A 26,667-nucleotide genomic window follows, 5' to 3' on the forward strand; every position below is an offset into this window, starting at 1 on the left:
CGAGAGCTCTACCGACGCCTCGAAACCCCACCCCAACCACTTGACGCGGCATAGGAGCGTCCGCTCCACCTCGCCGGGGACCGACCCGACGGCGGAGGGGACAGCGCCCCGGCGTCCCGGCACCGACGCCCGAGGGCCGGCGTCCCGGAACCGGCCGCCCGAGTGCCGGACGACCGGGCAAAACCGCCCGGACCGCCGCGGACAGCCGCGACAATCGGCGACATGGACCTGCTGGAGACGTACCGACGGAGCCTGGCCGAGTTCGTCGACCGGGTCGAGCAGGTCGCGCCCGGGCAGTGGTCGGACCCGACGCCCTGTCCCGACTGGGACGTCCGCGCGCTGGTCAACCACGTGGTCAGCGAGGACCGGTGGACCGCGCCGCTGCTCGCCGGCCGGACCGTCGAGGAGATCGGCGACCGGTTCGCGGGTGACCAGCTCGGCGACGACCCGGTCGGGGCGGTCCGGCAGGTGGCGTCCCAGGCCGAGGTGGCGGCCAGCCATCCGGGTGCGCTCGACACCACGGTTCACCTCACGGCCGGGGAGACGCCGGCGGGTGAGTACCTGAACCAGCTCGTCGCCGAGCATCTCGTCCACGGATGGGACCTGGCGGTGGCGATCGGGGCGGACCCGCGCCTGGACGGCGACGTGGTCGCCGCCTGCACCCGGTGGTTAGAGGCCCGGGTCGCCGACCACCGCAGCGGCGACCTGGTCCGGCCCGGGCTCGACGTGCGGGCCGGCGCCGAGGCGCAGGACCGGCTGATCGCCGCCTTCGGCCGCGACCCGGACTGGACGCCGCCGGCCTGACACGACGACCGAGGTTGGACGCCCGGATCGCGTTGCCGGTCAGGAGTTGTCAGCCTGGTCGAGCTGCGCGCCGCCCGGCAGGACTTCGCGCAGGGTGTGGGACCGGAACGACCGCGCCCGGGCCGGCGGCGGTCGAGGGGGTGCGCCGGCCGGACGCCCGAGGGGGGCCGGCGTCCGACCGTCGCGGTCAACGGGGTCAGTCGGCGTACCCCTGTCCGGTGGCCGCGGGGCGGCGGCGCTGGCGCTCCCGCAGCCGGCGCCGGGCCGGCGGGTGGACGTTGGCCAGGTCGAGCTCGCCGCCGTAGTGGGCGATCACCCGGTGGTCCATCACCCGCCGCCAGAGCGGGGGTACCAGTGCGGCGACCACCATGGTGGCGTAGCCGGCCGGCAGCTGCGGCGAGGTGTCGAAGCTGCGCAGCGTCTGGTAGCGGCGCAGCGGGTTGGCGTGGTGGTCGCTGTGCCGCTGGAGCTGGAAGAGGAAGACGTTGGTGACCGTACGGTCGCTGTTCCAGCTGTGCCGCGGGTCGACCTTCTCGTAGCGGCCGGCGGCGGTGCGCTGCCGGGCCAGCCCGTAGTGCTCCAGGTAGTTGACCACCTCGAGCAGGCTGAAGCCGACCACCGCCTGGAGCAGGAGGAACACCAGTACGCCGGGGCCGAAGGCGAGCATCAGCGCGGCGTAGAGCACCACCGTCATCGCCCAGGCGTTGAGGATGTCGTTGCGCCACGTCCACGGGCTGCGGCCCCGGAGCCGGAACCGGCTGGTCTCCAGCCGCCAGGCCGACCGCAGGCTGCCCCAGACGGTACGCGGCCAGAACGCCCAGAAGCTCTCCCCCAGCCGTGAGCTGGCCGGGTCCTCCGGGGTGGCCACCCGGGTGTGGTGGCCCCGGTTGTGCTCCACGTAGAAGTGCCCGTAGCCGGTCGGCGCGAGGGCGACCTTGGACAGCCAGCGCTCCGCCGTCTCCCGCTTGTGGCCCAGCTCGTGGGCGGTGTTGATGGCGATGCCGTTGACCACCCCGACGGTGGCGACCAGCCCGGCCGCAGCCACCCAGGACAGGTCGCCGTGCGCCCAGACCGCGCAGCAGAGCACCAGGGCGGCGTACTGGGTGGGCAGGTAGAGGTAGGTGAGCCAGCGGTAGTAGCCGTCGGCGGAGAGCCGGGGCACCGCCTCCTCGGGCGGGTTGCGCCGGTCGTCGCCGATCAGCAGGTCGATCGTGGGGATGAGCCCGAAGACCACCACCGGGGTGAGCCACCAGGCCCAGGCGCCGCCACCGTCCCGCCAGCCCAGCCAGCCCAGGAAGGGCAGCACCGGGACGAGCAGGGCCAGTGGCCAGAGCGGCTTGCGGGTGTCGCGCCAGGCGACGGGAGGAACCGTCGCGTCCGGGCTGATGGCCATCGCCGACCTCCGATCTCGCGGGCTGCCCTGACTGTGGCACCGGTCACTCTATTTTACAAGAGGCAGGTTTTTGTAAAGCGGCCACGGTGATCGCCGCCGCACCCACCGTCACCGATGACCTTGCCCTCGTCCGATCTGCCTGGTATTCACAGATGCGCATGCGTAACCGCGCCTGCACCGGGCCGGCGCAGCGTCGGCCCCCGCTCCCACGAGGAGGTCCCGTGCCCAGACCGGAGTGGACACTTCCGACGAGCCGGCCCCGACGCCGGCTCGTCCCCGTACTGGCGACCGCCGCCGTGGTCGCCGCCCTGCTGCCCGGCGGCGCCACCGCCGCCGAGCCGGGCGACGCCGCAACGGCGACACCGGGCCGCTCCGGCTCGTTCGCCGACGACAGCCACCAGGCCGCCGACCTCGACAACCGCACCGGTACGGCCGCGCCCGACGCCCGGCAGCGCGGCCTCGCCCGACGGGTCGACGCCGACGTGCGGTGGAACCGGCTCGGCACCCCGCACGCGCTCGGCCCGACCCGGACGCCGCTCGCCACCGGCCTGCCCGCCGACCCGGAGGCGGCCGCCCGGCGCTACCTCACCGACAACCGGGACCTGTTCGGCCTCGACGCCGCCTCGGTCACCGCGATGGACCGGCTGCTGGTCCGGCCGATCGGCGACGGCGCGGTGGTCACCCTGCGGCAGCGCTTCGGCGACCTGCCCGCCGGCCACGACGGGCTGGTCACCGTGGCGGTCGCCGACGGCGCCGTCATCTCGGTCAGCTCCTCGCTCGCCCGGGACGCCGCCGCGCCCGCCCCTGCCACCCTCACCGGCGAGCAGGCGTACGCGGCCGCACTCGCCGACGCCGGCCTGGACGCCGCCCGGGTGGCCAGCCACCGCGTCCGCCCGGTCGCGGTGCCCACCCCGCTCGACGGCACCCGGGCCGCGTACGAGGTGACCCTGGTCGGCGCGGACACCGACCACCCGGCCGCCTTCACCACCTACGTCGACGGCATCACCGGTGGAGTGCTGGTCCGCGAGGACCTGGTCGACTTCGACTCGGACAACCCGAGCTGGGCGGTCTACCCGGCCACCCCGCCGCAGGACCTCGCCCCCGGGCAGGACCCCCGGGTGCGCTGGTGCGGCGACCCCGCTCCGGGCTGCGCCGCCGCGTTCCGCGACCCGGCCACCGGCAACGCCTGGGACGTCGACAAGGCCGCCGGCACGCCGACCGGCACCTCGCGCGGCAACTCCGCCAACACGGTGGTCTCCTGGGGCGCGGGCAGCCCGCTGCTGCCGGCCACCGCCAGCCCGGAACGCCGCTACGAGTACCCGTTCACCGACCAGTGGCACCAGGCCCGCTGCAACCCGGCGGTGTTCACCTCCGCGCAGCGCAACGACGCCGACGCCGCCATCGCCAACCTCTTCGCCATGCACAACCGGATGCACGACTGGGCCTGGCACCTCGGCTTCACCGAGGCCACCTGGAACCTCCAGGCGGTCAACGTGAGTGGGGCCGGCCTGGGCGGCGACGCCGAGCAGGGCCGCGCCCAGCAGGGCGCGCTGTCCGGCAACCGGAACAACGCCAACCAGGGCACGCCGCGCGACGGCCTGCCGCCCACCACCAACATGTACCTGTGGCAGCCGCAGGCCGGCGGGCCGTACCCGCCGTGCGTGGACGGCGACTACGACATGACGGTGATCGGGCACGAGTACACCCACGCCATCACCAACCGCATGATCGCCGGCCCGGACAGCGGCATCGGCGGCCACCAGGGCGGCGCGATGGGCGAGTCGTGGAGCGACCTGCTCGCCGCGGAGTACCTCTACGAGCACGGCCTGCGCGCCCCCGGCGAGACGCCCTTCGTCACCGGCGGCTACGTCACCGGAAACCTGATCAGCGGCATCCGCAACCACGACTTCAGCCGCAGCCCGCTCAACTACTCCGACGTCGGCTACAACACCGCCGGCCCGGCCGTGCACGCCGACGGGGAGATCTGGAGCGCCACCAACTACCGGATCCGCTCCGCGCTGGTGAAGCGGTACGGGTCGGGCACCCCGCAGCGGCAGCTCGACTGCGCGCAGGGGAAGGTCGCCGCGGACAGCTGCCCGGGCAACCGGCGCTGGGCGCAGCTGGTCTTCGACTCGTTCCTGCTCCAGGCGGCCAGCCAGGTCAGCATGCTCGACATGCGGGACAACCTGCTCACCGCCGACCGGCTCCGGTTCGGCGGGGCCAACCAGGAGCTGATCTGGGCCGAGTTCGCCCGCTCCGGGATGGGCCGGGACGCCGCCACCAACGGCGCCACCGACACCGACCCGACGCCGAGCTTCGCCAGCCCGTACGGCGACAACGCCACGCTGACCCTGCGGCCGAAGGGGGACAGCGCCGAGGCGCCGATCCGGCTGTACGTGGGCGACTACGAGGCCCGGGCCACCCCGATCGCCGACACCGACCCGGCCACCGCCCTGCCGGACACCTTCGAGGCCGTCGCCGGTACGCACCAGCTGCTGGCGGTGGCGCCCGGCTTCGGGCACCAGCGGCTCAGCGTCGTCGCCCGCGCCGGCCAGGAGGGGTACGTCGACCTGCGGCTGAGCCGCAACCTGGCGTCCACCACCTCCGGCGCGGTGATCACCGGCGACGGGGTGAACCTGGAACGGATCGGCGACGACACCGAGAGCACCAACTGGGCGTCGCTGACCGGGGTGGCCGGCCGGGGTGTCACGGTGGCGCTGCCCGGCGGCGCCCCGCAGGTGGTCAAGCGGGTCAACGTCAGCGCCATGCTGCGCCCGGCGATCACCGGGGACCCCGACGCGGGCGGGCAGAACGCGTTGACCGCGCTGCGCTCCTTCGCGGTGCTCACCTGCAACGCGACCACCACCGACTGCGCCGACCCGGCGCGCTGGGAGCGGATCTACACCAGCGCCGGCGACGCGTTCCCCGGTGGGAAGTACCGGGCGTACACGCGGGACATCAACCTGCGGTCGTTCCCGGTGCCGACCACACTCGCCACCCACGTGCGGCTGGAGGTGCTGGCCAGCCAGTGCACCGGCGGCCCGGCGTACGCCGGTGAGCAGGACGACGACCCGGCCACCAGCACCGACTGCGCGACCGCCAGCCCGGCGCGCGACCAGGTCCGGATCGCCGAGTTCCAGGTGTTCTCGAAGTGAACCCCGCCGGGGTCGGGTGGCGTCGCCGCCCGGCCCCGGCGGCCCCCGATCAGCGGCGCGCCGCCGCCCAGCGCCCGCTCCGGCGGGCCCGTTCGTACGCCGGCCCGCCGAGGTCCGCCCCGGCGTCGCGGGACGTGCGGGTCAACTGCCGCAACTTGAGCAGCAGCCCGGCGCCGAGGAAGAGCAGCAGCCCGCCGAGGAGGAAGGCGGCCTGCACCAGGCCGAATCCGCCTCGGGTGGCGCCGGCCACCGGACGCCCGGCCGCCGGGGGCACCTCGGCCACCGCCTCCTCGCTCGGTTCGGCCGACGCGTCGACGGGCTCGGTCGGGTCGACGGCCACGGCCGAGCCGCTCGGCTCCGGCGTGGCGGACGCCTCGGCGGCGAGCAGGCCGACCACGTCGCGGGTGACGCTCTGCCGGGCGAGCAGCCGCAGGTTGCCGTCGTACGCCTCGGCGGCCAGAGTGACCCGTCCCCGGGTGACGTCCTCGGCGAAGGCCACCCGGTAGCGGGCGGTGACCGTCCGGTCCGGGCAGAGCGTGCCCGGGTCGAACTGCCGGTCGGTGAGCCGGGCGATGTCCCCCTCGGTCTGGATCTGCAACGGGAAACTGCCCGAGTCCTCCACCCGGTCCATCTTCACCTGGTCCAGCCGCAGGCCCCGCACGGTGAGCACCATCGACCAGCGGACCTTCACGCACCGGCCGCCGTCGTTGCGCGACACCACGGCGGAGAGGGTGCTCACCTGGTCTCCGGCGGTGAACTCGTCCGGCAGGCCGCTCAGCTCGGTGGCGAAGCCGGCCGCCGCCGAGGCCGGCGCGGGCGCGGCCAGCCCCACCACCGACAGGCAGGCCAGCACCACCCCGGCCCGCAGCGCGTTCCGCCACACCGTCACCACCGCCTCGCCCTCCCGTCGGTCGCATCCACCTGGCAACGCTATGAGGGGGGTCGGGAAGCCGGTAGACGGGCGTGTTCGCACGAACCGTGAAGTACAGGTGGGGTTATCACGCTGGGTGGTGAACCGGTCACGCCCGACCCGCGACACGCCCGGGAACCGCCCCGGGAGACAATTCCCGGGTGTCCGATCTCTCCGCGGCCTTCGTCCGGCTGCACGCCCGCCTCACCCCGGTGGCCTTCGTCCCCGAGGTAAGGCTGCACCAGGCCGACGAGCCGATCGGGCTCTGGGAACTGACGGAGGGCGAGTTCCACAGCTCCCAGCCGCCGCCGTTCTGGGCCTTCGCCTGGGCCGGCGGCCAGGCGCTGGCCCGCTACGTCACCGACCATCCGGAGCTGGTGGCCGGCCGCCGGGTGCTGGACCTGGCGTCGGGCTCCGGCCTGGTCGCCATCGCCGCCGCCCGGGCCGGCGCCACCGCCGTCCGCGCCGTCGAGGTCGACGAGCGGGCGGTGGCCGCCATCGCGCTCAACGCCGAGGCCAACGGGGTACGCGTCGACGCCGAGTTCGGCGACATCCTCGACGCCGACGCCGGGGACGCCGAGGTGGTGCGCGCCGGGGACGTCTTCTACAGCGAGGCGATGGCCCGGCGGGTGCTGCGCTTCCTGCTGCGGGCCGCCCGCTCCGGCGCCCCGGTGCTGGTCGGCGACCCGGGGCGGGCCTTCCTGCCCCGCGAGCGGTTCCGCGAGCTGGCCGCCTACGACGTGCCGGTGCCGGAGGCGTTGGAGAGCGTACGGGTGAAGCGCACCACCGTCTGGGAGCTGGACCCGGCCTCGCCGGGAGCCGCCCGCTAGCGTGTCGGCGTGCTGTTCCGGGGCTGGGGGGAGTCCGTCGACGAGCGGTGGCCGGAGGTGGCCACCGTCGCCGACCACGTCGGCGTGGACCACCTGGTGGTCACCCGGCACGCGCTGGTGCGGCAGGTCCTCGCCGACCCGGACACCTGGCGGCCGGACAACGCCCTCGACGCGGTGACCCCGGTCCCGGTGGCCGCGCTGCGGGTGCTCGCCGGGCACCGGTTCCGCCTGCCGCCGACGCTGGCGAACAACTCCACCCCCAGCCACCCGGCGATCCGGGGAATCGTGGCGGAGGCGCTGCACCCGACCCGGGTGGCCGCACAGCAACCCTGGCTGACCGAGCTGGTCCGGCAGCGGGTGACCGGGCTGGCCGGCCCGCTCGACGCAGGCGAACCGGTCGACCTGTACGCCGAACTCGCCGCTGACCTGCCGCTGCTGGTGCTGGCCCGGCTCGTCGAGCTGCCGGACGCCCCGGTCGGCGCGGTGAAGGACTTCGCCCGGGCCGCGCTGGAGCTGTTCTGGGCGCCGCTGGACGCCGACCGTCAGCTCGCCCTCGCCACCGAGGTGGGCCGGTTCCACACCGTGCTGCGGGACTTCGCCGCCACCGGGGGCGGGCTGGCCGCCGCGCTGCGCGCCGACGGGCACTCCCCCGACGTGGTGGTCGGCGCGCTGTTCTTCCTGCTGGTGGCCGGCCAGGAGACGACCTCACAGTTCCTCACCCTGCTGCTGCACCGGCTCACCGCCGAGCCCGAGGTACGCGCCGGCCTGCGCGCCGGCACGGTGGCGGTCGCCGACGTGGTGGAGGAGGGGCTGCGGCTGGAACCGCCGATCGTGACCTGGCGGCGGGTGGCGGCCGTGGACACCACGCTGGGCGGGACGGCGGTGGCGGCGGGCACCAGCGTGGTGCTCTGGCTGGCCCGCTCCGGACGCGACCCGGAGGTGGTGGCCGAGCCGGCCGCGTTCCGGCCCGGGCAGCGTGGGTCGCGCCGGCACCTGGCCTTCGGGGCGGGCGCGCACCGCTGCGTCGGCGCGCAGCTGGCCCGGATGGAGGCGGCGGTCGTGGTGGCCGAGGCGGCCCCGCTGCTCGACGGGGTGACCGTGGTCCGCCCGCCCTGGTGCCCGGACAACCTGACCTTCCGGATGCCGGACGCATTCGTGGTCCGCCGGCTCTGACCTCCGCGTCCGCCGACAGCGCAGCGCGGCCGGCTCGCACGGTCTCCGTCGGACTGACCCGCCGCCTACCCGCGGCCGAGCCCGACACACCTCCCCCGCGTCCTGTCGACCTGATGTCGCAAACGATTCAGGCCGCCCGCCCGGCGCGTGAGTCGTTCGTGACATCAGGTCGACAGCGCATGAACACCGGGGTCGACGGGACGCCGGACCGCCCGGCGACGGCGATTCGACCGGGCGGGCGCACAGCGGAAACGGCCGGAGCACCTGACGACCTGACCGTCGACATCGCACCCGGGCGGGTCACCGGGTTCCTCGGACCCAACGGCGCGGGCAAGTCCACCACCATGCGGATGGTGCTCGGACTGGACCGGCCCACCGCCGGCCGGGCCCTGGTCGCCGGGCGGGCGTACCAGGAGCTGCGGCACCCGCTGCGGGAGGTGGGGGCGCTGCTCGACGCCCGGGCGATCCACCCGGCGCCAGATCTCGCGTTCGCGCACGTCGGCCAGGCTACCGACGCCCGGCGGGCCCGGGCACCGACGAAGGTCAGGTGATCAGCTGTCCTCGGCCCAGGCGCGCCAGTCGTCCAGCACGCCGTAGAGGGCGGGGGTGAGCCAGCCGGGGGCGGAGCGGCGGAACACGCCCGGGTCCATCGCCCCGGCGCCGGCCGGCAGCGCGCCGAGCAGGTTGGGCACCAGGTCGGTGAGGTTGGCCCAGTGCACCAGCTGCGGCTCGGCCGGCCAGGCGCCGATCACCACGCCGGCCGGGACGGCCCGCCGCTCCAGCGCCTCCAGGGTCAGCGCGGTGTGGTTGAGCGTGCCGAGGCCGGCGCGGGCCACCACCACGGCGGGGGCGTCGAGGGAGACCGCGAGGTCCGCGACCGTCCACGGCTCCCCGGAGGGGCGCAGCCCCATCGGTACGAGCAGCCCACCGGCGCCCTCGATGAGCACCAGGTCGTGCTTGTCGACCTCCTCGCGGATGGCGTCGACGGCGGTGTAGAGCTCCAGCGGCTCCAGCTCGGCGACCCGGGCCGCGGCGAGCGGAGCGAGCGGGTCCGGGTAGCTGGCCAGGGTCCGCCCGGTCAGCGGGGAGGCCAGCCGGGTCACCGAGTCGACGTCGCCGGGCTCGCCGGTGGCCGTACCCGTCTGGCCGGGCTTGACCACGGCGACCCGCAGCCCGGCGGCCTGCGCGGCGGCCGCGACCGCGGCGGTCACCACCGTCTTGCCCACCTCGGTGTCGGTGCCGGTCACCAGCACCGGACCCTTCCACGGTTCGGTCACGGGGCACACTCCACGATGACCTCCAGGGCCCGTTCGAACTCCGCCCGTGGCACCCCGGCGGAGATGGTGAGCCGCAGCCGGGAGCGGCTGTCCGGGGTGGAGGGCGGCCGGAAGCAGCCGACCGCGACGCCCCGGTCGCGGCAGTCGGCGGCCCACGTCGTGGCCGCCTCCGGGCCGGGCGCCGTCACCGACACCACGGCCGCGTCGGGGGCGGAGACGGTCAGCCCCGCCGCGCCGAGCCGGCGGACCGCCAGCGCGGCCCGGTCGGCCAGCTCCGCCCGCAGGTCGTCGCCGGCGCGGGCCAGCGTCACGGCGGCCCGCACGCCGGCCGCCACCGCCGGGGGCAGCGCGGTGTCGAAGATGAACGTGCGTCCGGTCTCGACCAGGTGCCGGACGAACTCGGCCGGGCCGGCGACCACCCCGCCCGCGCCGCCGAGCGCCTTGGACAGGGTGGCGGTGACCACGACGTCCGGCTGGCCGGCCAGGCCGGCGGCGGCCACCGCGCCGGCGCCGCCCGGGCCGGTGACGCCGAGCGCGTGTGCGTCGTCGACCAGCAGCAGCGCGCCGTGCGCCCGGGCGACGGCGTGCAGCCGGGCCAGCGGGGCGAGGTCGCCGTCGACGGAGAAGACCGACTCGGTCACCACGACGGCCGGGCGACCGGGGGCGGTGGCGAGCGCGGCGGCCACCGCGTCGACGTCGGCGTGCGGGGTCACCACCGTCTCGGCGCCGGAGATCCGGCAGCCGTCGATCAGCGAGGCGTGGTTGTGGGCGTCGGAGACGAGCAGCGTACGGGGCTGTACCAGGGCCCGGACCGCGCCGAGGTTGGCCAGGTAGCCGGAGGAGAAGACCAGTGCCCGGTCGGCGCCGAGCCACTGGGCGAGGGTGTCCTCCAGCGCGTGGTGGGCGTCGGTGGAGCCGCGCACCAGCCGCGACCCGGTGGCACCCAGCCCGTACGCGGACAGCGCCCGCGCGGCGGCGGCGGTGACCTCGGGGTGGGTGGCCAGGCCGAGGTAGTCGTTGCCGGCGAGGTCGACCACGGCGTCGGCGGCGGCGCGCGGGCGCAGCGTGCGGGTGAGCCCCGCCTTGGCCCGCAGCTCGGCGCGGCGCTCCAGGGCCGCCAGCCAGTCCGCCACCGTCACGTCTCCCTCCGCCGCGCAGGTCGCCTCCCCCGGCACCCGGCGCGGAGGAGGTCGTCGGCGAGCAACGCGCCGCCGGGCGAAATTACCACCCGCCCGGCCGGCACCGGCGTGGCGCGGGCCACCGCACCGGGGCGCCGGTGACGCTCGGCGAGGGGTCGACCTCGGCCGTTTCTCCGCCTTGGGGCGGCCTTGTAGGGTACGAGCCATGCCAGAGATCCTCGACCAGGCCCGTTCCCAGGTGCTGGAGAACGGCGTCGGCCTCGACGAGGCCGGCGTCCTCGCCGTGCTGAACCTGCCCGACGAGCACCTGCCCGCCGCCCTCCAGCTCGCCCACGACGTGCGGATGCGCTGGTGCGGCCCGGAGGTCGAGGTCGAGGGCATCGTGTCGCTGAAGACCGGCGGCTGCCCGGAGGACTGTCACTTCTGCTCGCAGTCCGGCCTGTTCACCTCCCCGGTCCGGTCGGTCTGGCTGGACATCCCCTCGCTGGTCGAGGCGGCGAAGCAGACCGCGGCGACCGGGGCGACGGAGTTCTGCATCGTGGCCGCCGTACGCGGCCCGGACGCCCGGCTGATGAAGCAGATGCGCGAGGGTGTCGCCGCCATCAAGGCGGAGGTCGACATCCAGGTCGCCGCGTCGCTCGGCATGCTCAGCCAGGAGCAGGTCGACGAGCTGGTCGACATGGGCGTGCACCGCTACAACCACAACCTGGAGACCTGCCGCTCCTACTTCCCGAACGTGGTCACCACGCACTCCTGGGAGGAGCGCTGGGAGACGCTGCGGATGGTCCGCGAGTCCGGCATGGAGGTCTGCTGCGGCGGCATCCTCGGCCTGGGCGAGACGGTGGAGCAGCGAGCCGAGTTCGCCGCGCAGCTCGCCGAGCTGGACCCGCACGAGGTGCCGTTGAACTTCCTCAACCCCCGCCCCGGCACCCCGCTGGGTGACCGGCCGGTGGTGGAGGGCAAGGACGCGCTGCGGGCCATCGCCGCGTTCCGGCTGGCCATGCCGCGCACCATCCTCCGGTACGCGGGCGGCCGCGAAATCACCCTCGGTGACCTGGGCACCCGGGACGGTCTGCTGGGCGGCATCAACGCGGTGATCGTCGGCAACTACCTGACCACCCTGGGCCGGCCGGCGACCGCCGACCTGCAGCTGCTCGACGACCTGAAGATGCCCGTCAAGGCGCTCTCCGCCACGCTGTGAGGCCGACCGTGACCGACGTTGTGGAGCCGGCGGTGACCTGGTGCGACCGCTGCGGCGAGGACGCCACGGCCGGTCCGCACGCGGCGTGCGCGGCGGCCCGGGCGCTGGAGCCGCCGCGCTACTGCGGGCGCTGCCGCCGCCGGATGAAGGTGCAGGTGCTGCCGGTCGGCTGGTCGGCGACCTGCGTCGAGCACGGCGAGATCCGGGGCTGAGGCGATGCTGCGGGGGCGGAGCGTGATCCTGCGACCGGTGACGGACGCGGACGTGCCCGCCCTCGCGGCGATCCGGGCCACCGCCGAGGTGCGCCGGTGGTGGCGCGGCGGCGACGACCTGGCCGCGGCGGTCCGCGCCGAGCTGGCCGACGACGACCTGATCGCGTACGCCGTCGAGCACGACGGGCGGGTGGTCGGCCTGGTCCAGTACTACGCCGAGCCGGACCCGGACTACCGGCACGCCGCGCTGGACATCTACCTCGACCCGGCGGTGCACGGCTCGGGGCTGGGCGGGGACGCGATCCGCACCCTGGCCCGGCACCTGGTCGCCGCGCACGGCCACCACCGGCTCACCATCGACCCGGCGGCGGCGAACACCGCCGCGATCCGGGCGTACGCGAAGGTCGGTTTCCGGCCGGTGGGCATCATGCGCCGCTATGAGCGCGGCGAGGACGGCACCTGGCAGGACGCGCTGCTGATGGAGCTGCTCGCCGACGAACTGGCCGACTGAGCCACATTCCGGTCATCCGGGCCGCGACCCGGCATGTCCCGATCCGAGGGTCGGCTGTCCGCAACGCCGGCCATCAGCCACCCACCCCACCCGGTTCCACCTGATCAGCGGGTCGACGAGCCCGCCGATCAAGGAGGAACCATGTCCCGATCCCCGCGCTGGCGGGAGGCGCTGACCGCGCTCGGCCTGGCCGCCGGGCCGGTCGTCGCGCTCGGCTTCACCCGCTTCGCGTACGCGCTGCTGCTGCCGGCCATGCGCGACGACCTGCACTGGACGTACGCCCAGGCCGGCGGCCTGAACACGGCGAACGCCGCGGGTTACGTCATCGGCGCCGGCACGGCGGTGTTCTGGGCCCGCCGGTTCGGTGACCGCGCCGCCTTCGTCGGCACCCTGGCGGTGGGCGCGCTGGCCCTGCTGCTCACCGCGACCACCGCCGACTACCCGCTGTTGAACCTGCTGCGGTTCGTCGGCGGGCTGACCACCGCGGTCGCCTTCGTCCTCGGTTCGGCGCTGGCCGCCCGGGTCGCCACCGGCGACGGGCAGCGCCGGGGTGCGCTGCTGGTCGGGATCTACATGGCCGGGGTGGGCGTCGGCGTGGCGCTCTCGGGGCTGCTGGTGCCGGCGGCGCTCACCGTGGGCGGGGACGCCGGCTGGCGCTCGGGCTGGCTGCTGCTCGGCGTGGTCGCGGTGCTGGCGGTAGGGCCGGCGCTGTTCGCGGTGCGGCGGGTCGCGCCGGTGGCCGGGGTCACTCGGGCCGGGCTGCCCCGCGCGGACCTGGCCCGGCTCGCCCCGACGTTCGGCTGGTACGTGCTCTTCGGCGCCGGCTATGTGAGTTACCTGACCTTCGTGATCGCGCTGCTGCGCGACCGGGGCCTCGGCACCCCCGGCGTCGCCACGTTCTTCGTGGTGCTGGGTCTCGCCTCGGCGGTCGCCACCCTCACCGTGTGGGGGCGGGTGGTCGGCCGACTGGCGGGCGGCCGGGCGCCGGCGCTGGTCTCCCTGCTGGTGCTGCTCGGCGTGCTGCCGGTGCTGCTGCTGCCGGCCGGGCTGCCCGCGGCGGTGGTGTCGGCGGTGGTCTTCGGCAGCTCCTTCATGGCCGGTCCGACGGCGGCCACGGTGCTCGCCCGCCGGGCCCTGCCGGCGACCGGCTGGACCGCCGGCATCGCCCTGCTGACGGTGGCCTTCTCGGTGGGCCAGGCGGTCGGGCCGCTGCTGTCGGGCCTGCTCGCCGATTCCGGCGGAGTGGAGGTCGGGCTCTGGCTGTCGGTGGGGCTGCTCGCCGCGGCCGGGCTGGTCGCGCTGCGTCAGCGCGACCCCGCCCCGGTTGCCGCGCCGGAGACTGTGGAGCTGGCGCCGGCCGCCCGCCGCTGACCGGCCGATCAGGCGGGGGCCGTCCCCGGCGCGACGCCGTCGGGGGCGGCCCGGCCGTCGGTGGCGGGCGGGGACTGGCGCTCGTCGATGCCGGTGGTGCGGAAGCGGGACCGGTAGGCGCCGGGGGTGATGCCCAGCTCCCGCAGGAACGTCCGGCGCATGGTCTCCGGCGAGCCGAAGCCGACCCGGCGGGCCACCACGTCGAGCGTGTCGTCGCCGCGCTCCAGCAGCCCCTGGGCCGCCTCCACCCGGAGCCGGTCGAGGTACCCGGCCGGCGTGGTACCCAGCTCGGTGCGGAACAACCGGCCCAGGTGACGCGGGCTGACCCCGGCCAGGGCCGCCAGCCCCGGCAGGTCGTACGGCTGCGCCGGGTCGGCGGCGATGGTGTCCAGCACCCGCCGCAGCAGGTCGTGCCGGGTGCTCGGGGTGGCGGCCCGGACGCTGAACTGGGACTGCCCGCCGGGCCGTTGCATGAAGACGACGAGCTGCCTGGCGACCGTGCGTGCCGTCTCCGGGCCGAGGTCCGTCTCGACCAGGGCGAGGGTCAGGTCGATGCCGGCGGTGATGCCGGCCGAGGTGATCACCCGCCCGTCGGCGATGAAGATCGGGTCCGGGTCGACGGTGACCGCCGGGAAGTGCGCGGCGAGCTGGTCGGCCAGGTCCCAGTGGGTGGTCACCCGGCGGCCGTCGAGGAGCCCGGCGGCGGCAAGGGTGAACGCGCCCGCGCACACCGACGCGGTGCGCGACGAGCCGGCCGCCAGCCGGCGTACCTGGTCGAGCAGGGGACGGTCGGCGGCCGTGGCCTGCCAGTCCGGCGCGCCGGGCACCACCAGCGTGCCGATCGGCCCGGTCACCTCCGGCAGCGCCACGTCGGCGCCGAGCCGGACCCCGGCGCTGCTCACCACGTCCCGGCCGTCGGGGGAGGCGAGCACCAGCCGGTACGTCCCGCCGTGCTCGTTGGCAACGGTGAAGACCTCCAGCGGCCCGGTGACGTCGAGCAGCCGTACCCCGTCGTAGACGACGAAGAGCACGGTGTCACTGCGCTCCGCGGCCCGCACGCCGTCGAGCCTAGCCAGCCCCTCCCGCCCGCCGGAGCGGTTCAGCCGGGGCGGGTCAGCCGTCCCAGCACAGGTGGCCGTCGGGGAGGCGGCGGGCGCCCACGGCGGGGCGGTGCGGGGTGAGCCGGCCGTCGGGCATGAGGTGCGCGACCGGCGTTCCGCGGCCGAGCACCGCCACATCGGCGATCAGCCGCCGGTGGCAACGCCACCAGACGCTCTCGCTGCACATCACCGCGGGCGTCCGGCCGGCGGCGTCGGAGAGCACCTCGTCCAGCGCCGCGTCGAACTCCGGCGTCCGGGTGTGCGCGGCGTACGCCCGGAAGGCCGCAACGGTCCACCAGGTGTCCGGCTCCGGTTCCCCGGCGTGGACGTGTCGGCGGCCGCCGAGCCGGGGTTCCCAGCGGTAGTCGATCCCGCGCTCCGGGAGCCAGCGTTCCAGCTCCTCGCGCCATACGTCCGGGTTCGTCCGGCTGGCCGGATACCGCCGCACGTCCACCACGAGCGCGATCCCCGCGCCGCCCAGGAGCTCCGCCAACCGCTCCCGGTCGGCCGCCCCGTGCCCGACGGTCAGCAACACCCACCCAGGTTGCCCCAGATCGTGGGCACCTACCGGCCGATGCGCCCGTACGTGCCCACGATCGCGGGGCAGACCGCTAGGAGACGGTGCAGGGGGAGCCGTTGAGGGTGAAGGTGGTGGGCTTCGGGTTGCTGCCGGTGTGGGTGCCGTTGAAGCCGAAGCTGGTCGACGCCCCCGGCGAGCGTGCCGTTGTAGGAGAGGTTGGTCGCGGTCACCGCCGTGCCGGTCTGGCGGTACGTCGCCGACCAGCCCTGGCCGTGGGGCGCCACCGGCGGCGCACAGCCGACAGGACGGGGTGCCGGGGGGACGTGGGCGCCGCCGGCGGCTGGTGGTGGGGTGGCCATCGGGGGCGCAGGAGCGCTCCCATGGATGAGCGGCAATGTAAACTGCCGGTCAGGTCCTTGGGAAGGCCGGACGGTGGCGGGCGGAGCGTCCACAGTCCCGTTCGCGTTACATCGACACGCCGCGAAACCCCCGTCATTTGGCCGGATTCGTGGATCCGATGCGCCACGTCGTCCCAGCTCAGGCCGTTCGCCCGATGTCGCACCTCGATGTCGTGCGTGGGATCATGTGCCGTCCCCTCTACCGATCCCGGAGGAATACTCATGCCCCAGCGTCGGTACGTGGCGCGCGCGGCCCTCACCGCGACTGCCGCCACGGCCTGCCTCGCCTTCGCCACCCCGGCCTGGGCGAGCAGCACGGCCCCGCTCAACCCCGCCCACAAGGGTTCGACGGCGGCCGATGCCGAGCAGAAGTGCGACGACGAGCGCTTCGCCGGCCGTACGTCCGGGCAGGACGGCTGGCACTTCGTGCTCCCCGGCGGCGCCGAGTCCGGCAGCTTCGAGACGCTGACCCTGACCTTCAGCGACGGCACCAACACGGTGACGGTGAAGGTGCCCGACAGCACCGACGCCTACCCGGATCACCTCTACCCGGCCGGGAACACCGACCGGATGATCCACGCGTACCTCTTCACCCCGGCCGGGTGGACGCTGGTCGACGGCACCGCCACGATCAGCGGCCAGGCCGACAAGTTCAACCTGAGCCACGCCTGCGCCGGCACCGCGCCGACGCAGTCGCCGAGCCCCTCGCCGTCGACCTCCGAGTCGCCGCAGCCGTCGGGCTCGCCGTCGGAGTCGACCTCCCCGACCAGCTCGGTCACCCCGACGGAGTCGGGCTCGCCGTCGGAGTCGGGCTCGCCGTCGACCTCCGGCTCCCCGTCGGAGGGCACGGGCGGCAACGGCGGCACCGACGGGGGCGACCTGCCGATGACCGGCGTGGCCACCGGCAGCATCGCGCTGGGCGGCCTCGTCCTGATCGGCGGCGGCGTGCTGCTGATGCTGCGCCGCCGGCGCGACAACATCACCTTCACCAGCTGAGCTGACTCAGCGCCCGACCGGCCGCCGGACTTCTCGTCCGGCGGCCGGTCGCCGTTTGGCACCGGTTCCGCCGGGCGTTGATCCGTCCGAGGCGTTCGTGCGTACTGACGGGTAACCCGGTCACCGTCGCCCGGAGATTCATCACATCATCGAGACATGTGGATGCGTTGTCCGCGTACGCGCAGGTCAAGGCCATGCCGCGCGGGCCGGAAAGTCGCTTCAGGACCGATCCGGCGCGGGCCTCGCGTTCCGGCATACGAACGTACTGTTGCCGCGCCGCTTTCCGGCGCGGGACAGTACGCGACACCAGCGGTGCCGTCGACGCCGCCGCTCCCCCGGTCGACCCTGAGGAGAATGCGATGGCTCTACGACTCGCCGACGGAACCGCCTGGTCCGACACGCTCGCCCGCGCGGCGGCCGCCGCACCGGAGGCATTCGGGCCCGAGGTCGACGGCGTCACCACCCTGCACAACCTGGTCTCCGGGCAGTGGCAGGCGGTCGGCACGCCGAGCGCCGTACGCACGCCGATCGACAACACCGTACTGGTCAACCTGCCCCGGTTGGACGCCGACACCGCGCGCGCCGCGGTCGCCCACGCCGCCACCGCGCACCGCGACTGGGCGGCCACCCCGCTCGCCGAGCGCAAGGCGCGTGTCGGCGAGGCGCTGGACGCGCTCACCGCGCACCGCGACCTGCTGGCCATGCTGCTGGTCTGGGAGATCGGCAAGCCGTGGCGGCTCGCCTGCGCCGACGTCGACCGCGCGCTGGACGGCGTCCGCTGGTACGTCGAGGAGATCGACCGGATGCTGGCCGGCGGCCGCGAGCCGCTGCCCGGCCCGGTCAGCAACATCGCTTCCTGGAACTACCCGATGAGCGTGCTGGTCCACGCCGAACTGGTGCAGCTGCTCGCCGGCAACGCGGTCATCGCCAAGACTCCGTCGCAGGGCGGCGCGGTCTGCCTGACGGTGGCGCACGCCCTGATGCGCCGCGCCGGGCTCCCCGCCACCCTGCTCTCCGGCAGCGGCGAGGAACTCTCCGAGGTGCTCGTCCGGGCGCCCGAGATCGGCGCGGTCGCGTTCGTCGGCGGGCGGTCCAACGGCGGCAAGGTGGCCGCCGCGCTGCTCGACACCGACAAGCGGCACTTCATCGAGCAGGAGGGCCTCAACGCCTGGGGCGTCTGGAACTTCTCCCAGTGGGACCTGCTCGCCGCGCACCTGAAGAAGGGCTTCGAGTACGGCAAGCAGCGCTGCACCGCGTACCCCCGGTTCGTGGTCCAGCGCGATCTGGTCGACGAGTTCCTCGACATGTACCTGCCCGTCGTGCGCTCCGTCCGGTTCGGACACCCGCTCGCGGTGGACGAGACCTGGCAGGCCGGCGACCCGCTGCCCGAGCTGGACTTCGGCCCGCTGATCAGCGGCGCCAAGGCCGACGAGCTGCGCCGCAAGGTCGATGAGGCGGTACGCGGCGGCGCCGTGCCGCTGCACCGCGGCAGGCTCGACGGCGCGCCCTTCCTCGACGGGCAGGACACCTCGGCGTACGTGGCGCCGGCGGTGCTGCTCGCCCCGCCCGGCCGGTCCCGGCTGATGCACGCCGAGCCCTTCGGCCCGGTCGACACCATCGTCGTGGTGGACACCACCGACGAGCTGCTGGCCGCCATGAACGCCTCCAACGGCGCGCTGGTGGCCTCGCTGGCCTGCGACGACGAGGAGCTGGCCGGCAAGCTCGCGGTGGACCTCCAGGCGTTCAAGGTGGGCATCAACAAGCCGCGTTCCCGGGGTGACCGGGAGGAGCCGTTCGGCGGCCGGGGCGCCTCCTGGAAGGGCGCCTTCGTCGGCGGCGACCTGCTGGTGCAGGCGGTCACCCAGGGCGGCGACGGCCGGCTCTACGGCAACTTCCCGGACTACAGCAGCTACCCGGCCACCTGAGGCGGCGCTAGCCTCGGTCGATGGCACGGATCGAGCAGATCTCGCTGGGCGTGACCGACGACCGCCGCGCCGGCCGGTTCTGGGCCGCGGCCCTGGGCTACGTGCGTCGGCCGCCGCGCCACGACGGCGACGACTGGGTCGTGGTCGAGCCGCCACCCGGGGTCCCCGGCGCGGCGATCGCGATGGACGTCAGCGACAGCCTGGTGGCCGAGTTCCCCCGCGTCCACCTCGACCTGGACGCGGGGGACCGCGACCTCGACGACGAGGTGGCGCGGCTGGTCGCGCTCGGCGCGCAACGGGTCGACTGGCGGCACTACCCGGCCGAGCCGGAACCGGGCCAACTGCCCTACGTCGTGCTCGCCGACACCGAGGGGAACCGGTTCTGCGTCTCCGGTCACCGCCGGGCCGGGTTCTTCTTCGGCTGACCCGGACGGCGTTCCGCTGCGGCTCGCCGCGACGGCCTTCCTGTGCGGCCCGCCGTGGCGGGTTGCTCCGCGGCCTCGCCGCTCGCCGTGACGGCAATCCTGGAGTCGCCATGGCGAGGTCGCCGTGGCGGGGCCGCCGCCGAGCGCCGGACATGGGCAGGGCCCCCGCACCGGGGGCCCTGCCGATTCACCGTCCTCCGCACCGGAGGTCGGCCCGGTGGCGCCGGGCGACGTTGGTACGCCACCCGGCACCGGTGCGGGTCGTCGCGCGCCGCCGCCGGTGCTGGTACCCGGGCCGGCGCAGCCACGACCGTGGTCTCAGCCCGCCCGGTCTCGCCGGGTGGTCGCGTCCGCCTGCCGGGGCAGGGCACGCCGCGCCGGCCCCTCGGGGCGGGCGGCCAGCGGCACCGTCAGGGTGAGCAGCGCACCGTCCCGCTCAATCGGCGTGGGCCGCCCGAGCCGCCGCACGGTGCGCAGCATCGGGGTGTTCTCCGCCTGGACGTGCAGCACCACGGCCGCGTACCCGGACCGGCCGGCCTGCCCGAGCAGCCGGCGCAGCAGCGCCGACCCGAGCCCACGGTGCTGCCAGTCGTCGCGCACCAGCAGGGCCACCTCGGCCTCGTCGCCCTCACCGAGCAGGTTGGCCATCGCCACCACGGACTCCCCCGCACCGGAGCCGGTCGTCGCCACCAGCGTGGTCCCCCGCCTCGGCTCCAGCAGCCGGCGCATCCGGCTCGGCGACGGCAACGCACCCCCGCCGAGATAGCGGCGCTGGCGGCTGCGCGCCGAGCACGCCTGGTGCAGGTCCACCACGCCGGCCAGGTCGTCGACGGTGGCCGGGCGAACCACCAGCTCCCCGCCGTCGGGCAGCACCAGGGTCACCCGGTCGGCCTCCCGGCGGGCCGCGGTGGCCGCCAGCTCGACCAGCGCCTGCGCCCGGGCGTACTCCGCCGGGGTGAAGCTGGGCGCCCGCCGGCGCAGCTCGTACGACCCGCCGCCCGGGTCGGCCACCAGCATGCTCGCCGCGCCGACCCCGCCGTGCGGGACGGCCGGCGCCGGTCGCCAGGTCACCTCGTCCGCGCCGAGCAGGGCGCGCAGCATCTCCCCGGTCGCGTCCGGGTCCCGGACCAGCCGGGTGGCCAGCCCGAGCACCCGGGTCGGCTGGTCCACCAGGCCACGCGCCTCGCTGCGCGCCACCCAGCAGTCCCGTCCCCGACCCCGTTCCACGGCGGCCACCAGCTCCGCCTCCCCCACCGCGTCCGGCGCGTCGACGAGGAAATCGTCGACCGCCCCGGCCTCGGTGGTGTGCACCTGCACGGTGAGGATGTTGACCCCCCGCAATGCGAGACTCGCCGTGAGCACCGACAGGTAGCCCGGCCGGTCGTCCACGGTGGCTCGAATCCGCCACAGCGCCATGTCTGCTCCCTTCCCCACCTACGACACTGCCGGGTGGCTGTTGCCACGCCGTTGCCCGGCGGTGACACCCCGGGAACCGTTGCGCGTGCTCAGGTGACGCTGGTCACCGAGGGCGCCCCGACCAGGTCGAGCCGGTCGCCGAGGATCACCGCGCCGGCCCGGACCAGCTGGGCCAGCCGGTCCACCTCGGTGGAGTGGAAGGCGGCCGCGGTGAGCGGCTCGGTGTGCTCGCGCGCGACCACCAGCACCAGGCCGTTGCGGCCGAACGGCGCGATCGCGTAGTGGCTGCCGTCGGCGCCGGTCAGTTCCCGCGCCCGCAGCGGGGTCACCTCCGGCAGCGGCGGCGGCTGGGGCGCCCGCCAGCTCGCGTGGCCCACCGTCGCCGTCCCTCCGCCCGTCCGCGAGGCCCAGTCCATCGGGACGACCGCGGCCACCGCCCAGTCGGCGGCGAGCAGCCCGGGTACCGCGTCGACCAGGGTGGCCACCCCGTCGGCGGGGTTCGCGGCGACCTGGGCCAGCAGTTCGGCGTCCTGGCCGGTGGTGGTCGGCGCGCCGATCGCCCGCCAGACGCCGTCCACCCGTACCCCGGGGATGGCGGCCAGACCCGCCAGCAACCGCTCCACCCGGGCGGCGCCCGGCCAGACCACGGTGAAGTCGTCCACCGCCCGCCCGCCGAGCCGTTCCAGGACGACCACCTGGACGATGTCGGCGCCGGAGACGCCGAGCGTCCGGGCCACCTGGCCGAGCGTGCCGGGACGGTCCGGCAGGGTCACCCGAACTCTCAGCAACATGTCTGTCCCTCCGCTGGGCGGGCCGACCGTGGCGGCCGGCAGGCTGGGCACCAGCCTGCCGGGTGACCATTTCGCCCCTGTTGCAGCGGCATGTCCCGGGGGCAAATCCCCGGCTTGACAAGAAAGCTGAGCTGCCATCAACTATTCGGATGACCGATCCGGCCGTCGACGCGCTCCGGCCGGGAAGTTCTCCGGCCGCCCCCGACACCGTGCCCACCGCCGCCGGGCGGGACGGGTCCCCCCGGGGGCTGGACCTCGACCGGCTCGCCGGCTACCTGGCCACCCACCGGCCCGAGCTGGCCGACAGGCCGCTGTCGGCCACCCTGATCGCCGGGGGCAAGTCGAACCTGACCTACCTGCTGCGCGCCGGCGAGCAGGAGCTGGTGCTGCGCCGCCCCCCGCTGGGGCACGTGCTGGCCACCGCGCACGACATGGCCCGCGAGTTCCGGGTGATCTCCGCCCTCGCGCCCACCGACGTGCCGGTCCCGGCGGCACTGCTGCACTGCGCCGACACCGACGTGATCGGCGCGCCGTTCTACCTGATGGAGCGGGTCCGCGGCGAGGTGTTCCGCAGCCGCGCCCAGACCGACCCGCTCTCCCCCGAGCAGCGGCGCGACCTGGCCCTGGCGATGATGGACACCCTCGCCGCCCTGCACACCGTCGACCCCGCCACGGTCGGGCTCGCCGACTTCGGCCGCCCCGAGGGCTACCTCGGCCGGCAGGTACGTCGCTGGGCCGGCCAGCTCGACCGGTCCCGCAGCCGTCCGCTGCCCGGCATCGATGAGCTGCGCGACCTGCTCGGCGGCACCGTTCCGGAGGGCGCCAACGCCGGGCGGATCGTGCACGGCGACTACCGGCTGGACAACCTCCTCGCCACCGTCGACCCGGTGTCGGTGCGCGCCGTGCTCGACTGGGAGATGGCCACCCTCGGCGACCCGCTGGCCGACCTCGGCCTGCTGCTGACCTACTGGGACGTGCTCGGCGACAGCGACCTCGCCGCCGGCAACCCGGTCGCCGACGGCCTCGGCCCGCGCGCCGGCTTCCCCACCGGCGCCGAGCTGATCGCGCGGTACGCCGGCCGCAGCGACGTGGACGTCGGGCCGCTGCACTGGCACGTCGCGCTCGGCTGCTTCAAGCTCGCGGTGATCTGCGAGGGCATCCACTACCGGCACACCCTCGGGCAGACGCTCGGCCCCGGCTTCGACCGGATCGGCGACATGGTGGCCCCGCTGGTCGAGCACGGCCTGCGCGCAGCCCGGGAGCGGTGACGACGGCGGATCCCCCGCCCGCCCCCGCCGAGCCGCTGGAGCCGAGCCCGGCCCGCCAGCTCCGCCTGCGCGACCACCCCGACGAGGCCCACGGGGCAGCCCGCACCACGCGCACGCTCGGCCACCCGCCCCCGCACGCCCCACCCCACACGTCACCTACGCCCCACGCCCGACGCCCCACGCCCCAGGCCGACGCCGGACGGCTTACCCCCCACGCCCGACGGCTTACGCCCCACACCCCACGCCCGTCGCCGTCGCCCGACGGCCCACGCCCGACGCCCCGCGCCCCGCGCCCCACGCCCCACGCCTGCACTTTCAGAGAAAGCGTGGCTATTCGGCCGCGAATAGCCACGCTTTCTCCGAAAGTGCGCGCATTTAGGGGGGGGCGGCGCGGGTGACGGCGCGGCGCCCGGTGGTGGGAAGCGCCGCGCGCTGGGGGGTCAGGCGGAGGCGCGGTGGATGAGTTGGGTGTCGAGGAGGATGTGGGGGGCGGGGATCTCGTCGCCGCGGATGCGGGCCACCAGCAGCCGCGCCATCTGGCGACCCATCTCCTCGACCGGCTGGAAGACGGTGGTCAGCGGCGGGTCGGCCTGCCGGGCGATCGGGGCGTCGTCGAAACCGATGACGGCGACGTCCTCGGGCACCCGACGCCCCGCCTCGCGCAGGGTACGCAGCGCGCCGAACGCCATCAGGTCGGAGGCGACGAAGACCGCGTCCAGGTCGGGGCAGACCTCCAGCAGCCGGCGCATCGAGGCGGCGCCGCTGCCCTCGCTGAAGTCCCCGTACGCGATCATGCGGGGGTCGACCTCGGCCCCGGCGGCCCGGACGGCGTCCCGGTAGCCGGCGAGGCGGGCCAGGCCGGCGCCCATGTCCTGCGGGCCGGCGATGGTGGCGATCCGGCGCCGGCCCCGCTGGGCCAGGTGCTCCACCGCATGCCGGGCGCCGCCGACGTTGTCCACGTCGACGAACCAGGACGGTCGCGCCCCGGGCTGGAGCATCCGCGCGGGCCGGCCGCCGAGCACGGTCGGCAGGTCGCGCTCCTCAAGCAGCGTGGGCAGCGGGTCGGAGTCGTGCAGCGACAGCAGCAGCACCCCGTCCACGTGCTGGTTGGTCAGGTGGTGCTCGACCCGTTCCCGCTCGATCGGGGACTGCACCATGGCCAGCCAGAGCTGCAGCGGCGTCTCCAGCAGCCCGGAGCTGACGCCTCGGACGATGCCGGCGAAGAACGGCTCGGTGAAGACCCGGTCGCCGGACTCGGAGACCACCAGGGCCACCGAGTCGGTCCGCTGGGTGACCAGCGCCCGGGCGGCCCGGTTCGGCACGTACCCCAGCTCCGCGATGGCCTGCTGGACGGCGGCCCGAGCCTCCGGGCTGACCTGCGGCGAGCCGTTGACGACCCGGGAGACCGTGCCGCGCCCGACGCCCGCGCGGGCGGCGACCGCGTCGAGGGTCGGGCGCCCGAGCGACCGGGTGCGCTGCGTTGTCATCGTGTGCTCCTCCGACGTCGGGCGGATCCGCGCCACCCGTGGGGAGCGGGTGGGCGCGGAGCCGCCCGGAGAACTGGCTGGCCTTCGCCTATTGTGCGGCCAGACCGTTACGTCGGATCACCTCGGCGTACCACCTGGCGCTGGACTTGGGGATACGGGCCTGGCTGTCGTAGTCGATCCAGACCATCCCGAACCGCTTGGTGTAGCCCCAGGCCCATTCGAAATTATCCATCAGCGACCAGGCGAAGTACCCGTGCAGGGGCACCCCGGCGTTGATCGCCTCGTGCGCCGCCCGCAGGTGGGCGTCGAAGTACGCCAGCCGGTCGACGTCGTCGACCTGCCCGTCGATGACCGCGTCGACGAAGGCGGAGCCGTTCTCGGTGACGTAGAGCGGCAGGTCGGTGTACTCCTCGTGGACCCGGCGCAGCGTCTCGGTCAGGCCGGGGGCGTCGATCTCCCAGTTCATGTCGGTGACCGGCACGCCCCGGGTGACGAACCGGACGTCCTCGCTGCCCGGCCAGCACGACGGCGCCCGCCAGTACGGCTCCGGCTCGGCCCCCTCGACCGGGGCGGCGACCACGTGCCGGCTGTAGTAGTTGACGCCGACCAGGTCCAGCGGGGTGGAGATGACCGCCAGGTCGCCGTCGCGTACGTGCCCGAAGTCGGTCACTTCGCGCAGGTCGGCGGTGAGGTCGGTCGGGTACGACCCGCGCAGCACGGGGTCGAGGAAGAACCGGTTGGCCAGCGCGTCGATCCGCCGGGCCGCGTCGACGTCGGCGGGCGCGTCGCTGGCCGGGGTGACCGGGTAGAGGTTGACGGTGATGCCGAGCTGGGCCTGCGGCCGGGATGCCCGCAGCGCCTGCACCGCCAGCCCGTGGCCGAGCATCAGGTGGTGCCCGGCGCGGACGGCGTCCGCCCCGTCGGAGCGGCCGGGCGCGTGCACGCCCGAGCCGTAGCCGAGGAACGCCGAGCACCAGGGCTCGTTCAGCGTCGTCCAGTACGTCACCCGGTCGCCGAGGGCGTCCGCGACGAGTTCGGCGTAGTCGGCGAACCGGCCGGCGGTGTCCCGGGCCGGCCAGCCGCCGGCGTCCTCCAGCGGCTGGGGCAGGTCCCAGTGGTAGAGGGTCAGCCAGGGCTCGATGCCGTGCCCCAGCAGCTCGTCGACGAGTCGCCGGTAGAAGTCCAGGCCCTCGGCGTTGGCCGGGCCCGAGCCGCCCGGCTGCACCCGCGGCCAGGACACCGAGAACCGGTACGACTTCAGGCCCAGCTCGGCCATCAGCCGGACGTCCGACGGCATCCGGTGGTAGTGGTCGCAGGCCACGTCACCGGTGTGCCCGGCGACCACCCGCCCCTCGGTGTGGCTGAACGTGTCCCAGATCGACGGGGTCCGGCCACCCTCGGTGGCCGCCCCCTCGATCTGGTACGCGGCGGTCGCCGCGCCCCACAGGAAGCCGGGCGGGAAGATCAGTTCCGGCCCCTGGTCGAGTACGCCGACTGCGGGCGGGTGGTCTGGGTTGCTCACGACTTGACGGCACCTTCCATGATCCCGCCAATGATCTGGCGGCCGAACAGGGCGAACACGAGCACCAACGGCACGGTACCGATGGCGGTCGCGGCGAACACCTGCGAGTAGTCGGTGTAGTAGGCGTACGAGAGGAACGCCAGGGACACCTGCAGGGTCGGATTCTCCGGGGTGAGCACGGCGTACGGCCACAGGTAGGAGTTCCAGGTCTCCATGAAGGTGAGCAGGCCGAGCACGGCCGCGGCCGGGCGCAGCGCGGGCAGCACGATGTTCCAGTAGATCCGGAAGGTGCTGGCCCCGTCGACCCGGCCGGCCTCGATCAGCTCGTCGGAGATGGCCTGGGTGGCGTACTGCCGCATCATGAACACGCCGAAGGCGCTGGCCAGGAAGGGCACGGTCACCGCGTAGAGGGTGTCGTACCAGCCGAGGTCCTGGATCATGCCCCAGAGCGGGATGAGGCCCAGCTGGGTCGGGATCATCATGGTCACGATGATCGACAGCAGCAGGGCGTTGCGGCCCCGGAAGCGCAGCTTGGCGAAGGCGAAGCCGGCCAGCGACCCGGTGATCACCACCGAGACGGTCACCACCCCGGCCACGATCACCGAGTTGAGCAGGCCGGTGAGGAAGTTCGCCGCGTCGTTGTCGAGCACCCGGCCGAAGTTGTCGCCGAACGAGCCGCCCGGGGTGACCGGCGGCGGCACGTCGTTGATCGAGTCCAGGCTGCGGGTGGCGATGACGACCATGTAGTAGAAGGGGTAGATCGAGAAGAGCACCGCCAGCACGAGGGCGACGTACATCAGCGGGCTGGTGCGCCAGAGGCGCTGGGACGCGGAGTTCACTCGG

The 26,667-nt window shown here is 74.8% G+C and carries 23 protein-coding genes and 2 pseudogenes; 13 read left to right on the forward strand and 12 right to left on the reverse strand.

The genetic code is table 11. The features are described from left to right. The first annotated feature begins 222 nt into the window (after window positions 1-222). Window positions 223-804 carry a TIGR03086 family metal-binding protein gene (locus V6U89_RS27005; RefSeq protein WP_334574921.1) on the forward strand — a complete coding sequence of 194 codons (582 nt, stop codon included), beginning with the start codon at window positions 223-225 and terminating at the stop codon, window positions 802-804. A 196-nt stretch (window positions 805-1,000) separates the two neighbouring features. Here the strand turns inward: V6U89_RS27005 and V6U89_RS27010 are convergent, their stop codons facing one another. Further along, complete coding sequence (locus tag V6U89_RS27010; RefSeq protein ID WP_334574925.1) at window positions 1,001-2,197, reverse strand: alkane 1-monooxygenase; 1,197 nt, start codon at window positions 2,195-2,197, stop codon at window positions 1,001-1,003. Between the two features lie 221 nt (window positions 2,198-2,418). Between V6U89_RS27010 and V6U89_RS27015 the strand changes: the two genes are divergently transcribed. Beyond that, entirely contained in the window at window positions 2,419-5,352 is a 2,934-nt protein-coding gene (locus V6U89_RS27015) for a M36 family metallopeptidase (protein ID WP_334574928.1), read from the forward strand. Between the two features lie 49 nt (window positions 5,353-5,401). Here the strand turns inward: V6U89_RS27015 and V6U89_RS27020 are convergent, their stop codons facing one another. Beyond that, window positions 5,402-6,241, reverse strand: a complete 840-nt coding sequence (locus V6U89_RS27020; protein ID WP_334574930.1) for a hypothetical protein — start codon at window positions 6,239-6,241, stop codon at window positions 5,402-5,404. A 182-nt stretch (window positions 6,242-6,423) separates the two neighbouring features. Here V6U89_RS27020 and V6U89_RS27025 point away from each other — a divergent pair, with 182 nt between their 5' ends. The 3 genes and pseudogenes from V6U89_RS27025 to V6U89_RS30305 form a co-directional block, all read left to right on the forward strand. After that, window positions 6,424-7,092, forward strand: a complete 669-nt coding sequence (locus V6U89_RS27025; RefSeq protein WP_334574933.1) for a class I SAM-dependent methyltransferase — start codon at window positions 6,424-6,426, stop codon at window positions 7,090-7,092. 9 nt (window positions 7,093-7,101) lie between these two features. Further along, the gene (locus V6U89_RS27030; protein ID WP_334574935.1) at window positions 7,102-8,265 is read left to right on the forward strand and encodes a cytochrome P450; all 1,164 of its coding nucleotides are present in this window, start codon (window positions 7,102-7,104) and stop codon (window positions 8,263-8,265) included. A gap of 179 nt (window positions 8,266-8,444) precedes the next feature. Beyond that, window positions 8,445-8,768 (forward strand): annotated as a pseudogene (locus V6U89_RS30305) (ATP-binding cassette domain-containing protein); the annotation flags it as partial. Window positions 8,769-8,816: 48 nt separating this feature from the next. On the opposite strand, the gene bioD reads toward V6U89_RS30305, so the two are convergent. Continuing rightward, window positions 8,817-9,518, reverse strand: coding sequence for a dethiobiotin synthase (bioD, locus tag V6U89_RS27040; RefSeq protein WP_334575072.1), 702 nt, complete (start codon window positions 9,516-9,518; stop codon window positions 8,817-8,819). 20 nt (window positions 9,519-9,538) lie between these two features. After that, window positions 9,539-10,675 (reverse strand): 8-amino-7-oxononanoate synthase, encoded by a 1,137-nt coding sequence (locus tag V6U89_RS27045; RefSeq protein WP_334575073.1) that lies wholly within the window; start codon window positions 10,673-10,675, stop codon window positions 9,539-9,541. A 211-nt stretch (window positions 10,676-10,886) separates the two neighbouring features. Between V6U89_RS27045 and bioB the strand changes: the two genes are divergently transcribed. From bioB to V6U89_RS27065, 4 genes are all read left to right on the forward strand, one after another. Then, window positions 10,887-11,882, forward strand: a complete 996-nt coding sequence (gene bioB / locus V6U89_RS27050) for a biotin synthase BioB (protein WP_334574939.1) — start codon at window positions 10,887-10,889, stop codon at window positions 11,880-11,882. Further along, window positions 11,879-12,094 (forward strand): biotin synthase auxiliary protein BsaP, encoded by a 216-nt coding sequence (bsaP, locus tag V6U89_RS27055; protein WP_334574943.1) that lies wholly within the window; start codon window positions 11,879-11,881, stop codon window positions 12,092-12,094. The genes bioB and bsaP overlap by 4 nt, the downstream gene beginning before the upstream one ends. Before the next feature lie 4 nt (window positions 12,095-12,098). Next, window positions 12,099-12,605, forward strand: a complete 507-nt coding sequence (locus V6U89_RS27060; protein ID WP_334574947.1) for a GNAT family N-acetyltransferase — start codon at window positions 12,099-12,101, stop codon at window positions 12,603-12,605. Window positions 12,606-12,746: 141 nt separating this feature from the next. Then, window positions 12,747-13,976: a YbfB/YjiJ family MFS transporter gene (locus V6U89_RS27065; protein ID WP_334574950.1), complete on the forward strand. Its 1,230-nt coding sequence runs from the start codon at window positions 12,747-12,749 to the stop codon at window positions 13,974-13,976. Between the two features lie 8 nt (window positions 13,977-13,984). On the opposite strand, the gene V6U89_RS27070 is transcribed toward V6U89_RS27065, so the two are convergent. The 3 genes and pseudogenes from V6U89_RS27070 to V6U89_RS27080 all read right to left on the reverse strand — a co-directional run. Continuing rightward, entirely contained in the window at window positions 13,985-15,034 is a 1,050-nt protein-coding gene (locus tag V6U89_RS27070; RefSeq protein ID WP_334574954.1) for a GlxA family transcriptional regulator, read from the reverse strand. A 55-nt stretch (window positions 15,035-15,089) separates the two neighbouring features. Then, window positions 15,090-15,611: a DUF488 domain-containing protein gene (locus V6U89_RS27075; RefSeq protein ID WP_334574958.1), complete on the reverse strand. Its 522-nt coding sequence runs from the start codon at window positions 15,609-15,611 to the stop codon at window positions 15,090-15,092. A gap of 76 nt (window positions 15,612-15,687) precedes the next feature. Continuing rightward, window positions 15,688-15,868, reverse strand: a pseudogene (locus V6U89_RS27080) (cellulose binding domain-containing protein); the annotation flags it as partial. Window positions 15,869-16,216: 348 nt separating this feature from the next. On the opposite strand from V6U89_RS27080, the gene V6U89_RS27085 reads away from it, so the two are divergent. The 3 genes from V6U89_RS27085 to V6U89_RS27095 all read left to right on the forward strand — a co-directional run bounded on the left by V6U89_RS27085 (window position 16,217) and on the right by V6U89_RS27095 (window position 19,340). After that, window positions 16,217-16,990 carry an LPXTG cell wall anchor domain-containing protein gene (locus V6U89_RS27085; RefSeq protein ID WP_334574960.1) on the forward strand — a complete coding sequence of 258 codons (774 nt, stop codon included), beginning with the start codon at window positions 16,217-16,219 and terminating at the stop codon, window positions 16,988-16,990. Window positions 16,991-17,349: 359 nt separating this feature from the next. Next, complete coding sequence (locus V6U89_RS27090; protein ID WP_334574964.1) at window positions 17,350-18,915, forward strand: aldehyde dehydrogenase family protein; 1,566 nt, start codon at window positions 17,350-17,352, stop codon at window positions 18,913-18,915. A 20-nt stretch (window positions 18,916-18,935) separates the two neighbouring features. Beyond that, window positions 18,936-19,340: a VOC family protein gene (locus V6U89_RS27095; RefSeq protein WP_334574968.1), complete on the forward strand. Its 405-nt coding sequence runs from the start codon at window positions 18,936-18,938 to the stop codon at window positions 19,338-19,340. Window positions 19,341-19,658: 318 nt separating this feature from the next. Here the strand turns inward: V6U89_RS27095 and V6U89_RS27100 are convergent, their stop codons facing one another. Both V6U89_RS27100 and V6U89_RS27105 read right to left on the reverse strand, forming a co-directional pair. Continuing rightward, window positions 19,659-20,756 (reverse strand): GNAT family N-acetyltransferase, encoded by a 1,098-nt coding sequence (locus tag V6U89_RS27100; RefSeq protein WP_334574973.1) that lies wholly within the window; start codon window positions 20,754-20,756, stop codon window positions 19,659-19,661. A gap of 89 nt (window positions 20,757-20,845) precedes the next feature. Continuing rightward, window positions 20,846-21,547 carry an amino acid-binding protein gene (locus tag V6U89_RS27105; protein WP_334574976.1) on the reverse strand — a complete coding sequence of 234 codons (702 nt, stop codon included), beginning with the start codon at window positions 21,545-21,547 and terminating at the stop codon, window positions 20,846-20,848. A 149-nt stretch (window positions 21,548-21,696) separates the two neighbouring features. Here V6U89_RS27105 and V6U89_RS27110 point away from each other — a divergent pair, with 149 nt between their 5' ends. After that, complete coding sequence (locus V6U89_RS27110; protein WP_334574979.1) at window positions 21,697-22,815, forward strand: phosphotransferase family protein; 1,119 nt, start codon at window positions 21,697-21,699, stop codon at window positions 22,813-22,815. Window positions 22,816-23,255: 440 nt separating this feature from the next. On the opposite strand, the gene V6U89_RS27115 is transcribed toward V6U89_RS27110, so the two are convergent. The 3 genes from V6U89_RS27115 to V6U89_RS27125 all read right to left on the reverse strand — a co-directional run bounded on the left by V6U89_RS27115 (window position 23,256) and on the right by V6U89_RS27125 (window position 26,663). Next, on the reverse strand, window positions 23,256-24,302 hold the full coding sequence (locus V6U89_RS27115; protein WP_334574983.1) for a LacI family DNA-binding transcriptional regulator: 1,047 nt from the start codon (window positions 24,300-24,302) through the stop codon (window positions 23,256-23,258). A gap of 88 nt (window positions 24,303-24,390) precedes the next feature. After that, window positions 24,391-25,824: a GH1 family beta-glucosidase gene (locus V6U89_RS27120; protein ID WP_334574988.1), complete on the reverse strand. Its 1,434-nt coding sequence runs from the start codon at window positions 25,822-25,824 to the stop codon at window positions 24,391-24,393. Then, the gene (locus V6U89_RS27125; RefSeq protein WP_334574992.1) at window positions 25,821-26,663 is read right to left on the reverse strand and encodes a carbohydrate ABC transporter permease; all 843 of its coding nucleotides are present in this window, start codon (window positions 26,661-26,663) and stop codon (window positions 25,821-25,823) included. The genes V6U89_RS27120 and V6U89_RS27125 overlap by 4 nt, the downstream gene beginning before the upstream one ends. Between the last annotated feature and the right edge of the window lie 4 nt (window positions 26,664-26,667).

This window comes from Micromonospora sp. CPCC 206171, from assembly GCF_036906755.1.
Taxonomy (GTDB): Bacteria; Actinomycetota; Actinomycetes; order Mycobacteriales; family Micromonosporaceae; genus Micromonospora; species Micromonospora purpureochromogenes.